The 15,204-nt window shown below is 52.2% G+C and carries 13 protein-coding genes; all 13 read right to left on the bottom strand.

All coding sequences use genetic code 11. The features are described 5' to 3' along the window. Positions 1-9 precede the first annotated feature (9 nt). Positions 10-1,470 (bottom strand): CoA-acylating methylmalonate-semialdehyde dehydrogenase, encoded by a 1,461-nt coding sequence (locus tag ACLIN2_RS04155; protein ID WP_301172444.1) that lies wholly within the window; start codon positions 1,468-1,470, stop codon positions 10-12. A 49-nt stretch (positions 1,471-1,519) separates the two neighbouring features. Further along, entirely contained in the window at positions 1,520-2,521 is a 1,002-nt protein-coding gene (gene iolC / locus ACLIN2_RS04150; RefSeq protein ID WP_301172443.1) for a 5-dehydro-2-deoxygluconokinase, read from the bottom strand. A gap of 4 nt (positions 2,522-2,525) precedes the next feature. Then, entirely contained in the window at positions 2,526-3,335 is an 810-nt protein-coding gene (gene iolB, locus ACLIN2_RS04145; RefSeq protein ID WP_301172442.1) for a 5-deoxy-glucuronate isomerase, read from the bottom strand. A gap of 32 nt (positions 3,336-3,367) precedes the next feature. Next, positions 3,368-4,267, bottom strand: coding sequence for a myo-inosose-2 dehydratase (gene iolE / locus ACLIN2_RS04140; RefSeq protein WP_411503286.1), 900 nt, complete (start codon positions 4,265-4,267; stop codon positions 3,368-3,370). A gap of 14 nt (positions 4,268-4,281) precedes the next feature. Beyond that, on the bottom strand, positions 4,282-5,289 hold the full coding sequence (gene iolG, locus ACLIN2_RS04135; protein WP_411503285.1) for an inositol 2-dehydrogenase: 1,008 nt from the start codon (positions 5,287-5,289) through the stop codon (positions 4,282-4,284). Between the two features lie 51 nt (positions 5,290-5,340). After that, the gene (gene iolD, locus ACLIN2_RS04130) at positions 5,341-7,209 is read right to left on the bottom strand and encodes a 3D-(3,5/4)-trihydroxycyclohexane-1,2-dione acylhydrolase (decyclizing) (protein ID WP_411503284.1); all 1,869 of its coding nucleotides are present in this window, start codon (positions 7,207-7,209) and stop codon (positions 5,341-5,343) included. Positions 7,210-7,456: 247 nt separating this feature from the next. Further along, positions 7,457-7,840: a Rid family detoxifying hydrolase gene (locus tag ACLIN2_RS04125; protein ID WP_092267272.1), complete on the bottom strand. Its 384-nt coding sequence runs from the start codon at positions 7,838-7,840 to the stop codon at positions 7,457-7,459. A 32-nt stretch (positions 7,841-7,872) separates the two neighbouring features. Beyond that, on the bottom strand, positions 7,873-9,144 hold the full coding sequence (locus ACLIN2_RS04120) for an MFS transporter (protein ID WP_411503283.1): 1,272 nt from the start codon (positions 9,142-9,144) through the stop codon (positions 7,873-7,875). 19 nt (positions 9,145-9,163) lie between these two features. Then, the gene (locus ACLIN2_RS04115; RefSeq protein WP_310229780.1) at positions 9,164-9,820 is read right to left on the bottom strand and encodes a carboxymuconolactone decarboxylase family protein; all 657 of its coding nucleotides are present in this window, start codon (positions 9,818-9,820) and stop codon (positions 9,164-9,166) included. A 22-nt stretch (positions 9,821-9,842) separates the two neighbouring features. Then, complete coding sequence (locus ACLIN2_RS04110; protein WP_411503282.1) at positions 9,843-11,030, bottom strand: MalY/PatB family protein; 1,188 nt, start codon at positions 11,028-11,030, stop codon at positions 9,843-9,845. A gap of 364 nt (positions 11,031-11,394) precedes the next feature. After that, a complete protein-coding gene (locus tag ACLIN2_RS04105) occupies positions 11,395-12,081 on the bottom strand; it encodes a helix-turn-helix transcriptional regulator (RefSeq protein WP_400587757.1) in 687 nt (228 codons plus the stop codon). 123 nt (positions 12,082-12,204) lie between these two features. After that, the gene (locus tag ACLIN2_RS04100) at positions 12,205-14,232 is read right to left on the bottom strand and encodes a dipeptide ABC transporter ATP-binding protein (protein ID WP_411503281.1); all 2,028 of its coding nucleotides are present in this window, start codon (positions 14,230-14,232) and stop codon (positions 12,205-12,207) included. 54 nt (positions 14,233-14,286) lie between these two features. Further along, the gene (locus tag ACLIN2_RS04095) at positions 14,287-15,180 is read right to left on the bottom strand and encodes an ABC transporter permease (protein ID WP_246070840.1); all 894 of its coding nucleotides are present in this window, start codon (positions 15,178-15,180) and stop codon (positions 14,287-14,289) included. Positions 15,181-15,204 lie beyond the last annotated feature (24 nt).

The following is a 15,204-nucleotide window of genomic DNA, read 5'->3' as shown; positions in this document are numbered from 1 at the left end:
TCGCTCCCTTTACAAAAATCGAGAAGTAATCATTTTCTTGCGCGTATAGAACTCAACGCCATCAGCGCCGTTGGCATGCAGATCGCCATAGAAGGATTTTTTCCAGCCCGAGAACGGGAAAAATGCCATCGGAGCAGGTACTCCTACGTTCACGCCCAGCATCCCGGCATCCATGTTTTCGCGGAATTCCCGAATCGCTTTGGCGCTGTCCGTATAGAGGCAGGCGCCGTTGGCAAAATCGGATTGATTTGCCAGCTCGATCGCTTCCTCCAATGTGTTCACCCGCGCAATTGAAAGCACTGGTGCGAAGATCTCATCCTGCCAAATCTTCATCTCCGTGGAGACTCTATCAAAGATGGTGGGTCCGACAAAATAGCCTTTTCCCTCTGCTTCCGGATCACGGCGACCGTCGCGCAGCAAAATCGCGCCCTCATTTTCTCCCGTTTCGATGTATGTGACCGTGCGCTCCTTATGCGGTCCGCGAATGACCGGTCCCAGGAAAGTTTCCGGGTCCAATCCATTTCCAATGGTCAGATTGTTGGCTGCTTCCACGAGCTTTTGGACCAGTTCATCGCCAATTTCTCCGACCGCTACGACGACCGAGCACGCCATGCAACGCTCGCCTGCTGAACCGAAAGCCGCTCCGATGATTTGCTGAACCGCATTTTCGATATCGGCATCCGGCATGACGATCGAATGGTTTTTCGCACCCGCCAAAGCTTGAACACGTTTGCCATGAGCTGCACCGCTGCGATAGACATACTCGGCAACAGGCTGCGAGCCGACAAAGGAAATCGCTTTGACATCCTTGTGTTCCAAAAGGCCGTTTACGACTTCGTGCGCACCGTGGACGATATTGAGAACGCCGTCAGGAAGGCCCGCTTCCTGCATCAGCTCCGCCAGTCGATTCGCCAAAAGAGGGGTGCGTTCAGAAGGCTTCAGGATAAACGTATTGCCGCATGCAATCGCTAATGGGAACATCCAACACGGCACCATCATCGGAAAATTGAACGGCGTAATCCCACCTACTACCCCAATCGGGTAACGGAACATGCCTGACTCGATGTTGGTCGCGATGTCTGGCAGTTGTTTGCCCATCATCAAGGTAGGCGCACCAGCGGCGAATTCGACACACTCGATCCCCCTCTGCACCTCTCCGTACGCCTCTGTATAGCTCTTGCCGTTTTCAAGCGTAATCAGCTTGGCCAGCTCTTCCCATTTCTCCACCAAAAGCTGCTGATAGCGGAACAAAATGCGGGCGCGGCGCGGCACCGCTACCTTGCTCCACACTTTGAAGGCTTCCTGCGAATTTTGGACAGCCTGCTCAAGATCTGCCACAGCGGACAGCGGAACATGGGCCAGTATCTCTTCTGTAGCCGGGTTGTATACAGGTGCAAATGTGGTGGAGCTGGACTCTACCCAGACTCCCCCGATAAAATTTTTAAGGGTTTGAACGTTGGTCTCAGACATACAGCAAGCTCCTCTCCCTTTCCCTATTGCCTCGCACTTCATTGATGAATCAAACAATTATACCCTTTTCACATTGGTCGATATAGTCCGTGATTTCCTGCACAGTCGGCATGGCCTCCGAGCAGCTGTGCCTAGAAATTACGATCGATGCGGCAGCACCGCCGAAGGACATGCAGCGATCGATCTCCCAGCCTTGCAGCAAGCCGTAAATAAAGCCAGCTGCGTAGGAATCTCCCGCACCGAATGTTTTGAGCACTTTGGATGGATACGCTTTTCCTTTGTAAGAGGCGTCCCGGGTATAGGCAATCGAGCCTTCCTTCCCGTGCTTGATGACGACGATTTTCGCATGATAGCCAAACCATTTTCGCGCGGTGATCCGATCGTCCCGCTCTAGATTTTGCTCGAAGCACTCCATCCTGTCGAACTCTTCCCGTGTCCCGATGATGACGTCGCATTTTTCGGCAGCCAGATTGTAGTAAATCGCCGTTTCCTCCGGTGATGTCCACGTATAGGGACGATAGTCGATATCGAACACGACGATGACGTTATGCTTACGGGCGTATTCCAAGGCGATGAACACGGCTTCCCGCGACGGGCTTTTTGCCAGTGCCGTTCCTGAAATCAGCAGAACCTTGAATTGCTTGATATACGCCTCACTGACCTCGCTGGGCTGCAGGAGCAAATCGGCTACGTTGTCGCGGTACATGAGAATACTGCAATCGGTCGGGCTTTTGATCTCCGTAAAGGCAAGCCCCGTCATCGCACCAGTCTGATCCACGACGATGCTGCTCGTGTCGATCTGATTTTCCTCGAGATAGCACTGTATGTAGCGGCCCATCTGGTCATTGGCGACTTTGCCGATAAAGCCCGTCTTTTGCCCAAGCCGGCTCATCCCGATCGCGATATTGGCCGGAGACCCACCGACGTATTTGGTAAAGGACCGCGTCTCTTCCATCGGGCGGTTGAACTCGTTGGCATTCAAGTCGATGCAAAGTCTGCCGATCGCAGCAAAATCCTTGGCTTTTGTCCTGTCAAACAGAATTGGATTCATCGTCTTATCCCCTTTTCTGCATGAGCCATTCATGGTCTGCATCATTGTGAAACTTCCAGGTTCGCACAGGTCCAGCCATTACATTCAAATAATAGAGCTGATAGCCTGGAGGGGCCGAGCAGGGATGATACCCTCTGGGCACGAGGACAGCGTCACCATCCTGCAAGACAATCGTTTCATCCAACGTGCGATCATCCGAATAGACGCGCTGTATGGCAAAGCCCTGGGCAGGCTCAATGCGATGATAATAGGTTTCTTCCAGGTAGGACTCATGCGGCAAGTTGTCCTCGTCATGCTTGTGGGGCGGATAGCTGGACCAGTGTCCGTCCGGGGTATACACTTCTACGACCAGGAGACTATCCGCGTCCTTTTGTTCCGGTAAAATGTTGTGCACGAGCCTTTCGATGCTGCCGTACCCACGCACCTCGACGCCTACTTCCTCTGGAGTAATCAGGCGTGCAGGGTACGTTCCTTTTCCCGGCGCTTTGCAAACGGCTACCTCCAGCTTTGTTTCCGCCAAAACGGAGTACTGATCAAAGGCTGGAACGTACACGGAAAAGGGCGGCGTTTTTTCAAATACACCCATCCGCTTGCCGATCCCCACAAAGGCTTCCTTGCTGGTCTGCACCGTAGCCACTCCTGCCAAAAGAACGAGACAAACCTCCATGTCCTCCGTTTCCGCGCGCAGCTCTTGCCCTGCTTCAAGTGTATAGACCTCAAATCCGACATACGACCAGCCCGCGCTTTGCGGCGTAATGCACAGGACATTCCCGTCTTCACGCGGCTCTCTTCTGCTCGGTACACGCAAATCCATCCGAACCATCTCCCTTCCTGATTCATGCTCTCTCACAAATTCCCCCAAGTGGACGCAATATACGTTTTTGCCCTTTCTGCATAGATGACAGGGTCTGCCAGCGTCGGGTCCTGCTCGGCTTCGAGGATGATCCAGCCCTGGTAGTGACGATCCCGGATTTCCCGAAAGATCGGGGCAAAGTCGATGCAGCCATCTCCAGGTACGGTGAACAGGCCTTTCACGACCGCTTCCGTAAAGGAAATGTTGTTTTCTCTTTTCCAGTCGAGAACTTCTTGGCGAACGCTTTTGATGTGCATGTAGGCGATGCGGTCAAAATGCGTCTGCAACAGCTCGAGTGGATCGGAGCCTCCATAATAGGCGTGACCGGTATCATAGAGCAGACCGACCAGCAGAGGATCTGTGAGCTTTAGCAGCTTCTCTATTTCCCTCGGTCCTTCGACCACTGTACCTGCGTGGTAGTGGTAGACGAGCTGCAGCCCTTTGGAGTGGCTATAGGCGCCTGCCTGATTCAATCCCTCCACCAGATGCGCCCACTCTTCCTCGGTGAGCGGCTCTACCTGGACAGACGTGGCTTTGCGATAATCCTGAAAGGAATTGGTAATCTCGCAAACAACCACATGCTTGCAGCCCATCTCCTCCAGAAAATCCACATGGTCACGAAATGCCTGCATTTCCTGCTCGCGTACGAGCGGGTCTGTAAACAAGACTGACTTCCACTGACTGGTTAAACGCATATCGTAAGCCCGCAAAACTTCCTGCAGAGCTTTGGTGTTTTTCGGGAACTTCCGGCAGTTCTCCGTCCCGTGAAAGCCGAGCCTCTGCATATCCGCGAGAACCTGCTCCCCCGTGTAGTGATCGCCGACCGTCCATACATCCTCGTTTACCCAGTTGATCGCAGAAATCCCCAATTGAAATGGATACTCGTGGCTCATCCTATCTCTCCCTCTCACAGCTCTGAAAGCTTCACTGGACGTCTCTCGCGATAGGATTTGTCGCATGCCCTGGCGATCAGCTCCGCCGCAAGCCCGTCGTATCCGTTTACCGCCACAGGTTTGTCTTCGAGAATGCATTCGATAAACTGGTTTGTTTCTTCTACATAGGCTTGGTTGTACCGGTCTAAAAAGAAATAGTGCGGCTTATCCCGGTAGATTCCTTCGCTCGTCATCAGCTCTGCCGAGTTGGGGAATTCATTTTGAACCGAGATCGCGCCACCCGAGCCAAACACTTCTACCCGCTGGTCGTAGCCATAGACGGCGCGGCGGCTGTTGTCGATGACCCCGAGTGCGCCATTGCTGAATTTCAATGTCACGAGTGCCGTATCGATATCTCCGCATTCCTCGAAAACTGGATCAACCAGCACCGCTCCCTGCACGTACACCTCTTCTACCTCTGCCCCCGTCAGGTAACGAGCCATGTCAAAATCGTGGATGCTCATGTCCATGAACAATCCGCCCGAATGGAGAATGTATGGTTTCGGTGGTGCGTCAGGGTCGCGTGACGTGATTTTAACGATGTGCGTATCCCCGATCTTCCCTGCGCGAATGGCCTGGGCGACATGCTTGAAATTACGGTCAAATCGCCGATTAAAGCCGGTTTGGAACTTCACGCCCGCGGCCTCTACTACGCGCAGCGCTTCTCGTGTCTGCTCTGGATCAAAGCTGACGGGCTTTTCGCAGAAAATATGCTTCTTTGCTTTTGCTGCCTCTATGATGAGCTGCGCATGCGTAGTGGTAGGTGAACAAATAAATATCGCGTCTACCTCGGGATCCTGTATCAGCTCGAGCGGCTCCGAGATCACTTTGGAAATACCGAGCTTCGCCGCCCATTCCTCCATTTGAGCGGCAAACGGGTCCGCGATCCCTGCGATTTGTACCTGGCCGTTTCGCACCAGATTTTCCGCATGCAGCTTCCCGATCCGGCCAGCTCCGATGATTCCGATTCGCACTTTTCTCATAGTGAGTACCTCCGTTGTTTAGGTTAAGCGCTTACTTTATCAACAAAAAAATTACATCCTGCCCTTCACTTGATCGATCTTACTCTGCATCTCGGCGTAAGCCCTTTGCACTTTTTCGCTCGTAGAGACTTCTGCCACCCCTACCTGCCACCACGATTCGTACCCATGTGTGTTGGTCCCCGGCAGAACCTTGATATCGATCAGCGTGGAGCCTTTTTCTTTTTTCACGGCTTTTAGCGCTTCCTGCAGCTCCGAAAGCGTGCTTGCCCGATACGTTTTCACTCCGAGCGCTCCCGCATAAGCGGCAAAGTCGATGGAGAGGAAATCACCGTTCAATCGCCCTGTCTCAGCCGAACGCTTGCGGAACTCGTTGCCGAAACCTTCGCTGCCGTTTTCTCTCTGCAGGTTGTGGATGCACTGGAATCCGTGATTGTCGAAGAGCAGCACGTTGATTTTTTGGCCTTCCTGTATGCTGGTCAAAAGCTCTGAATGCAGCATCACGAAGCTGCCATCGCCTACCAGGGCGTATACCTCCTGTTCGGGATTTGCGAGCTTGATGCCGAGCGCTCCTGCTACTTCATACCCCATGCAGGAAAAGCCGTACTCCATGTGATACGTCCTCGGCAGCTTGCTTCTCCACAATCGATGAAGATCCCCTGGCAAGCTCCCTGCAGCACAAACGATCACATCGCCCTCCCCCAGCGCGCGATTGATTTCTCCCAGCACGCGCGTCTGGGGGAGACCTTCCGAGCGCTCCTCGCTGTACAGCCGATCGACTTCCTCCTCCCATTCCTTGCGCAGAGCCTGTATTTGTGCATCCTCATAACTGGATTTGTACTCTTTTTGCGTCAGCTCCGCTTGCAGGGAGTTAAGCGCTTTCTTCGCATCCGCCAAAACGGCCGTCGCATCGAGCTTGATCGCATCGAGCGGACTTACGTTTATCGCCAGAAACTCGACTTCCTCGTGCTGAAAAGCATACTTGGAAGCCGTCGTAAAATCACTGAATCGCGTACCGACCCCGATGATCAAGTCCGCTTCCTTTGCGACCCGATTGGCTGCCAAACTGCCAGTTACCCCGATGGCCCCCAGATTCAACGGATGATCCCAAGGAACGGCGCTCTTGCCAGCCTGTGTCTCCACCACCGGGATCTGAAGGGCTTCTGCAAACGCAATCACATCCTGGGTCGCCAGCGAATAGTGGACACCGCCGCCCACTACGAGCAGTGGCTTTTCCTTTCGCAAAATCAGCTCCAGCGCACGTGCTTTTGTACTGTCCGTCAGCTCGCGGCGCTCGATCAGATGGATGCGCTTTCTAAAAAAGGAAGCCGGATAATCGTACGCTTCCACCTGGACATCCTGCGGCAGGCACAGCGTCACCGCACCCGTTTCTACGGGGTCCGTCAGCACTCTCATCGCATTTACCGCTGCCGTCATCAGCTGCTCAGGACGACTGATCCGATCCCAATATTTACTGACGGGCCGAAAAGCGTCATTAGCCGATATGGTGTAGTCCCCGGGAATTTCGATTTGCTGCAGCACGGGATCAGGCTGGCGGCTGGCGAAAATATCCCCCGGCAAAAGCAGCACTGGAATGCGGTTCACCGTCGCTGTCGCTGCTGCCGTCACCATATTTAAAGCCCCCGGTCCAATCGATGTCGTGCACGCGAAGATTTGCAGCCGATTCTTTTGCTTGGCAAAGGCAGCAGCTGCATGCACCATCCCCTGCTCATTCTTTCCCTGAATGAAGGGCAGACCGTCTTTGTCCTGCTCCAGAGCCTGACCTATGCCGGTAACGTTGCCGTGCCCAAAGATGCCCATCACGCCTTTGACGAACTTGATTTCTTTCCCATCTATTTCGACGTACTGATTGTCTAAAAACTTCAGTAAGGCTTGTGCTAAGGTTAAGCGGATCGTATGCAAGCTCCTTACCTCCTTCGTTTTAGGCTAAAGTTAAGTTAAGCGCTTTACTAAACAGAATTATACAAGGAGCCCCTATTAAATGCTACAAAATTCTAATAATTTTTAACATTTTATTTATTCATCACCAGGCAGCAGCACACTATGGTGGGAGAGACTTTCTCACTTCTGCCCTCCCACCTTTCCCCAAATAAAAAATGGAGGACGGTTCGCCTCCATTTCCATTCCTTGCTCTCCATTTGTGTATTCCTTATGCCCAGTTAGCAACCGCTTCGATTTCTACCTTTGCCCCTTTTGGCAGTTTGGACACTTCCACCACAGCTCTGGCAGGGATTGCTCCCTCCTGAAAGAAGGACGCATATATTTTGTTGATCCCGTCAAAGCAATCCATATCGGTGACGTAGATCGTCGTTTTCACGAGATTTTCAAAGCTAAGGTCTGCTTCTTTTAAAATCGCACCAACGTTTTTCAGAGATTGCTCGGTCTGCTCGTAAATGTCCTGAGATACCATTTCATTGGTCTTGGGATCGATGGGAAGCTGTCCGGATATGTACAAGAATGCCCCCCTTGCCGCGACTGCCTGTACGTATGGACCTACTGCCTTTGGTGCTTCCGTGGTTGCTATTCTTTTCATCAGAATGGCTCCTTTTCTTCCTACCGTTTTATTCACATCACACTGGACATTTGATTTTCCTTTGGCTGTGCCGGTTTCTGGTAAAAGGATCGCAATGTCGGGGAGAAAATCAGCATCAAGACTACGAGAATGACAAAGCTGCCGCCTGTTGTCAGCATGTTCATCTTGGGTGGGATCATCTGGCTTAGGGATCCGTACAAGAAGTTGCCGAATGCCATCGCGCCGGAAGCAAGGATGAAGTTGACACTCGCCACCCGTCCGCGGTATTCGTCGCTCGTCCTCTGCAAGAGAAAGGACAGGTTGATTGCCATGAAAACGGCCTGGGAAGCTCCTACTGTGAGACCGACGATAAACGCAAGCACAGGCGTATAGGTGAAGCCGAGAGCAAACAGCGAGAGACCGCTTGCCACTGCCATCGTCAAGTAGAGGATTCCCTGTCCCCGTGGGGTCGAAATGGAAGCGGTGCTCAAGTTTCCAATAATCGCTCCAAGCCCGATCAGCATCATGAGTGTACCGTAGATCCCGCCGTCTGCTGCCAAATCATCACGAATGAACTGCGGCAGAAGCGACGTATAGGCCATCGTCAGCAGACAGTGCAGCCCTACCATGACAATCAAAAGATTCAGCACAGGTGTCTGCCGAATATAGCGGATGCCCTCCAGAATCGGGTGAAACAAATTACCGGACAGAGGTGCGGCACTGTAGTGGCGAATCGCTGGACGAAACGAAATCGCCTGGGACTGCACACATGCCGCTGTATACAACAGACAGCACAGGGTAAAAACAGCTACCGGCCCTACCCACACGAGCAGCGGACTGGCTAATGCGGATCCCAGAAAACCCGCTCCATGCTGCACACTTCCTTGGAGGGCAGTGGCATTAAACAGCGATTGTTTCGGGATCAGATCCGGCATGATCGCGTTGGTGCAAGTCATTTGCAGGTTAAAGAAAACACCCAAGAAAAACGCGCTGGTAATGACGACAAACGGGTTGATGACTCCTAGTCCACTCAGGATCGCCAAGCACCCGGTATTGCAGGCATTGCACAAGAGAGCAATCGACAGCAGCCATTTCCGATCAAAGCGGTCAACCATCACACCAATGACAGGCCCGAACAAGACTCCTGGGATCATGGTAGCAAATACAGCTGCTCCAACGAGCGCAGTCGAATTGGAGAGCGAAAAAATCAGCCAGCTGGCGGCGACGGTAAACGCGTATTGACCGGAATTGGCCATCGCTGTACTCAGCCACAAAAAACGGAAATCGCGAATCCCCAGCGAAGCAAACATTTTAGGAGTTTTCATCTCGCATCCCCTTTAGGGCCTATTCATCGTACGCCACGAGTGCATTGATGCTATGTGCGAGCGCTGCCCCAGCTTTCAACGCGGTTGCAACCAGAATGGTCTCTGCCAGCTCTTCTTTTGTCATTCCCAATTTTTTCGCCTTTTTGGTATGCGCATCGATGCAGTACGCACATCCTGTGACATGTGCGACAGCAACTGCAATGCATTCTTTCTCTTTTTCACCTAATTTCCCCGCCTTCATCGCTTGGCTGGAAAACTGTACATACGCCCGGAACAGCTCAGCGTTTTCTTTGCGGAACTCATTGTAGTGCGTCATGTTTGCCAGTGTGTAAAGATCGTCCTCGCCCGTTTCGTCGTAGGATGCAAGGGCATTGGCTCCATGGGCCATCGCCGAGCCTGCCTTCAGCGCCGTTGCGACCAAAATCGCCTCTGCCATCTCTTCCTTCGTCGCTTCCAGGCGCTTTACTTTTTTGACGTGAGCATCAATGCAATACGGGCAGCCGGTTACGTGTGCGACTGCCACAGCAATCAGCTCTTTCAGCTTGACGGGCAGCACTCCCTCCGCCATCGCCTGTTGATTAAAGGTGTTGAATGCCTGAAACGTGGTCGGTGCCAATTTTCCTAACTCTGCGAGTCTGCGACTGTTCGAACGTTTGTACAAGCTATCGTTGCTCATGGGTATTCCTCCACTCCTCTTTTTAATTGGCTACACTTCGGCAGCTGCTTACCGCCTTTGCAATTCTCTCCAGTCCTTCTTCGATCAACGAACGTGGGCAGGCCATATTCAACCGGATAAACTGCTCTCCACCTGGACCGAAGACATGCCCCTGATTCACGGCTACCTTCGCCTGCTTCCCCATAAATTCCTGAAGGCCTTTTGTGTCCATGCCCAGCTCTCGGCAGTCCAGCCAGACGAGGTAGGTGCCTTCCGGTTGAATCACCTTGATTCCTTTAATATGGGTCTCGATATACTCCGTTAAAAAGTCGAGGTTGCCCTGCAAATACACGAGCAGCTGATCCAGCCATTCGTCGCCATGCCGGTACGCCGCCTCAGTCGCGACGACCCCGAACGTATTGGTCATTCTCAGTACCAGCGTGCTCATCATTTTTTGGAAAGCTTCGCGATACTCTTGATTCGGGATGATGATGTTGGAGGTTTGCATGCCTGCCATGTTAAAGGTTTTGCTCGGAGCTGTGCAGATGATGCTGTTTTGGGCAAACTCCTCGGAAATAGCTGCAAACGGGATGTGCTTGTGCCCTTTCAATATCAGGTCGCCATGAATCTCGTCAGAAATGACCATGACGTTATTTTCGAGGCAAATATTCCCGAGCTCCGTCAGCTCCTCCTTCGTCCACACTCTACCACCAGGATTGTGCGGGTTGCACAGGATGAGCAGTTTGACGCTCGGGTCCATCTTCTGGCGCAGATCCTCGAAATCCATAAAATAGCGTCCCTGTTCGTATTTCAGAGGATTGTGGACGACCTCCCGTCCGTTATCGGCGACCACGCTGGTAAACGGATGGTAGACAGGCGGCTGGATGATGACCTTGTCTCCCGGCTGGGTAAAGACTTGAACCAGATAGCTCAAGGCGGGCACTACGCCCGGACAATGACAAATCCATTCCTTTTGCACGGACCATTGATGTCTTCTCTCCATCCATCCGATCACGGCCTCATAGTAGCTCTCCGGTCTTTCTGTGTAGCCGAAAATCCCGTGTTCTACGCGCGCTCTCAGTGCATCTGTGACCGGAGCCGGAACTTGAAAATCCATGTCGGCCACCCAAAGCGGCAGAAGATCTTTATCGCCAAAAATCCGATCTACTTCGTCCCATTTGACCGAGGCGGTATTCAATCGATTGATTACTTTGTCAAAATCGTAGCGCATTCGGCGCCCTCCTCTTTTCTACTCCGCTTTTCTACGAAAGGTTACGAACAGCCCCGCGAACAAAACAAGAACCATACCGCTAGCTACCCATCCTGCTGCCGACCCACTTCCAAAAGTACTCGTAAAAAACGCGGCTAAAGATGCTGCATCATGAATACAAGTGGGCATGCCTGATCACCTCCTTTAATAATAATTTATTTACATGATAAAATATTATCAAACAATAGTCAATCAACCTTTTTAAATTTTCAGACATTTACGAAAACGACCCTTTTCCAGCCAGTGAACTTCCTCTCCTTACTCCATGCGGATGGATGTTTCTCTGATCTAGTTAGGGTCCCTGCGATCCTGTCTGGCTGTCGCTTTACTGATCAATTTTACTGTTGTACCTGTACACCGTCGCTTCGGATGTCTTCAGATGCTTGGCGACCTCAGCAACAGCGCCTTTGATTAAAAATACACCCTTTTCAGACAAGCGTTGTACGACTCTCATCTTCTCTTCGGGCGACATTCTGTCTGGTGGAACCTCTACCTCAGAAAGCGTTTTCATGATGATCGAAGTAGTAAGATCTTCAATCGAGGTGTGCAGATCTTCAATCGGATTCACAACCGCATCCAGACACTTCCCTTCCAGATTTAAACCGCCAGGAGCCGCGATACTTACCCCTTGAATCAGTTCCTCCAGATGATTTCGCGTCTCTACCAGCGAGCTGACATCCATATTGATGCAAAGCATACCAGCTACATTGCCCGACTCGTCCTTAATGAAAAACGTGGAAGAACGCACTACCTTGCCATCCTTTGTCTTGCCGGAGTAGTTGATCAGAAAGTCTTTTTCCAGATACGATTTTTCCTTCAGAATTTGCAAAGCCAAATCCGTCAAAGAGCCTCCGACTTTCCTGCTGCTTACATGACTGTTTTTGATCGCTACAATGGAGCTTTCAATGTTGCTGACATCATGAAGAACTACTTCGCAATGGCTCCCTAGCACACTTCCCAAAAATTCTACCAGGGGCACGTAGTTGCTGAGCTTTGATTCCAAACCTTTCACCTCGTGAGAATAATTTATTTCAATAATAATTTGTTTTCCAAGTAAGGTCAATCATCCTGCCTTTCGCAGGCAAAGGAAAGGAAGCCCCCAGTGGCGTACCGAGGGCAGCTAGGTGTATGCCTGCTACATGGCGAAGTGACAGGAAACCCAATGTCCCTTGCCCACTTCTTTTAGCTCTGGTATCTCGGACTTGCAGCGTTCTGTCGCCGCAGGACAACGCGTCCGAAAACGGCAGCCCGAAGGAGGATTGGCAGGAGAGGGAATCTCCCCTTCCAGCTTGATCGAGCTCCGCCTCCTCTCCGGGTTCGGTACAGGAATCGCGGAGAGGAGTGCTTTTGTGTACGGATGCGTGGGGTGCGTGAACAGCTCGTCGGTCGGAGCTACCTCCACGAGCTTTCCTAAGTACATCACTCCGATTCGGTCGGAGATATGCCGGACAACATCGAGACCGTGGGCAATAAACAGGTAGGTCAGGCCCAGCTTGCTCTGCAGGTCGCAAAGCAAATTAATGACCTGTGATTGAACAGAGACGTCCAGCGCCGACACGGCTTCGTCGCCCACAATGAATTTGGGCTGTAAGGCAATGGCTCGGGCGATACCGATTCTTTGGCGCTGTCCCCCTGAGAATTCATGAGGGTAGCGCTTATACCAGGCCGGGTCCAGACCAACCCACTCCAGCAGCTCTTGCACGCGATATTTCAGGTCTTGCCCTTGCAAAGAGCCATGTGCGCGCAGCGGTTCCTCGATAATATCGCCGATTGTCCAGCGTGGATTCAGCGAGCCATACGGGTCCTGAAAAATAATTTGCATCTCTCTGCGCGCCTCACGCATCTCCTTCCCATTCATCTGAAAAAGATCGCGGTCTTCAAATAAAACGCGCCCGCTTGTCGCCTGTTGCAGGCGAAGCAAGGTACGGCCGAGGGTGGTCTTGCCGCAGCCCGATTCCCCGACAAGCCCAAAGGTCTCTCCTTGGAAAATTTGAAAAGTCACGCCATCGACCGCCTTGATTTGCCCGGTTACGCGGTTCAGGATTCCTTTTTTAATCGGGAAGTACTTCTTCAAATCCTGGACGTCGATCAGCACTTTTCTGTTAGGATCCTCTTGGGTACCTGCCTCCGCTCGTTGTTTCTCTCCGCTTGCCGGCTTTGCCTGAAAGAGAAGCTCGTCTTTGTCTCTTTCCGCGATTTCCTTTGCATGCCAGCAGGCTACCTGCCGCCCGTCCAGCTCTGCCAGCATGGGCTCGTGGGACTCGCAATGCAGGGTTGCATGCGGACAGCGAGGCTGGAAGCGACAGCCAGAGGGAAGATTCGTCAGGCTGGGAATCGTCCCCTTGATGGAGTGCAATCTGCCTCCTCTTTCTACATCAATAGAAGGAATTGATTGCAGCAAGCCCTGGGTATACGGATGATAGGGCTGCTCAAACAGCTGATGGACAGTGGCTTGCTCCACGACCCTCCCTGTGTACATCACGATTATCCGGTCAGCCATTTCCGCCGCTACTCCCAAATCATGCGTTATCAACAAAATGGACATTTGAAACTCGTCTTTTAGCTCACGCAGCAGGTCGAGTATTTGCGATTGAATCGTGACATCCAGCGCCGTCGTCGGTTCATCCGCAATCAGCAGCTCAGGATTGCACGCCAAGGCGATGGCAATCATGGCTCTTTGGCGCATGCCGCCCGACAGCTCGTGCGGATACTGGTTCATCCGAATCTTTGGCTCAGGAATCCCGACGCGCTGGAGCAAATAGACGGCACGCTTCCAGGCGTCCTCCTTGCTCACGGGCTCATGGCGGAGAATGACCTCCATAATCTGAAAGCCAATCGTGAAAACCGGGTCCAGAGCTGTCATCGGCTCCTGAAAAATCATCGCGATCTTCTTCCCGCGTATTTTGCGGATTTCCTCTTGCTGCATTTGTGCGATATCCTGCTGGGCAAACCGTATCGTGCCGTCCGCGATTTGCCCGTTTGCGTGCTCGATCAGACGCATAATCGACAGCGAAGTGATGGTCTTACCGCTCCCCGATTCGCCTACCAGACAGACGATTTCTCCTTTTTTGATGTGAAAGGATACTTCGTTTATCGCGGTCAACAAGCCGGTTTTCGTCATAAAGTCAACAGTCAGGTCCCTCACATCTAAAAGTTCTTCCACGCGGCTTCTTCCTTTCCGAAAAGATCAGATCGAACGACCGGCTTTTACATGCATTCATCTCTTATGGCTGATTTTGGGGTCAAAGATGTCCCGCAGTTCATCCCCAATCAAGTTGACCGACAGAACGAGGAGCGTGATCGCTAGCCCCGGAAAAGTCGCAATCCACCACGCTACGGTGAGATAGTCCCGACCATCGGAGAGAAGCTGCCCCCAGCCTGGAATTTCTCCTTGCGAGCCCAGACCAAGAAAGCTCAGACCGGAGCTGACCAGAATGGAAACTCCTACTCCTACTGTCCCTACAACCAGTAGCGGAGAGAGGGAGTTCGGAAGAATATGCCGGAACAAAATGTGGGTGTGAGAAGTCCCTACTGCCTGTGCTGCATCGATAAATGTACGGCTTTTGACGCTGAGTACCTGACTGCGCATAATGCGGGCATAACTCGGCACAGATGAAATACTGACGGCTATGATAACATTCATCGTACTGGGGCCCAGAACAGCTGCAATCGTCAATGCCAGCAATATACCCGGGAGCGTCATCAGAATGTCAATGAAACGCATGAGCAGCATTTCGGTCACTCCGCCTGCGTACCCCGCAATCAATCCGATGGCTCCCCCAATCACGGCCCCAACCAAAACGGATGCGATCCCGACAATGAGCGATTCGCGGCTGCCGTAGACAACCAGACTGAAGACGTCTCTGCCATAATGATCGGTTCCGAACAAATGCTGGATGCCAGGTCCCTGCAGGAGAGCGGTACTGTCCATTTCAGTCGGTGTCGAAGTAGCGATCAAACTGGGAAAGATGGCACAAAGAACCGTGAATGCCACGACCATGCTGGCAAAAATGACAGGCAGCTTTTTGACGTAGCTGAGTTTAGGGGCATGCCTGACCTTTGTCTTTTGTACGGTGCCTTTTACGGACGCAGGGGTGATTTGAGAAGACACTTTCCTTCCTCCCTTCTCATGAAA

This window comes from Brevibacillus centrosporus, from assembly GCF_046622605.1.
Classification (GTDB): domain Bacteria; phylum Bacillota; class Bacilli; order Brevibacillales; family Brevibacillaceae; genus Brevibacillus; species Brevibacillus centrosporus.
The sequence above is the reverse complement of the archived record's forward strand: the minus strand, read 5'-3'. Positions and strand labels throughout refer to the sequence as shown.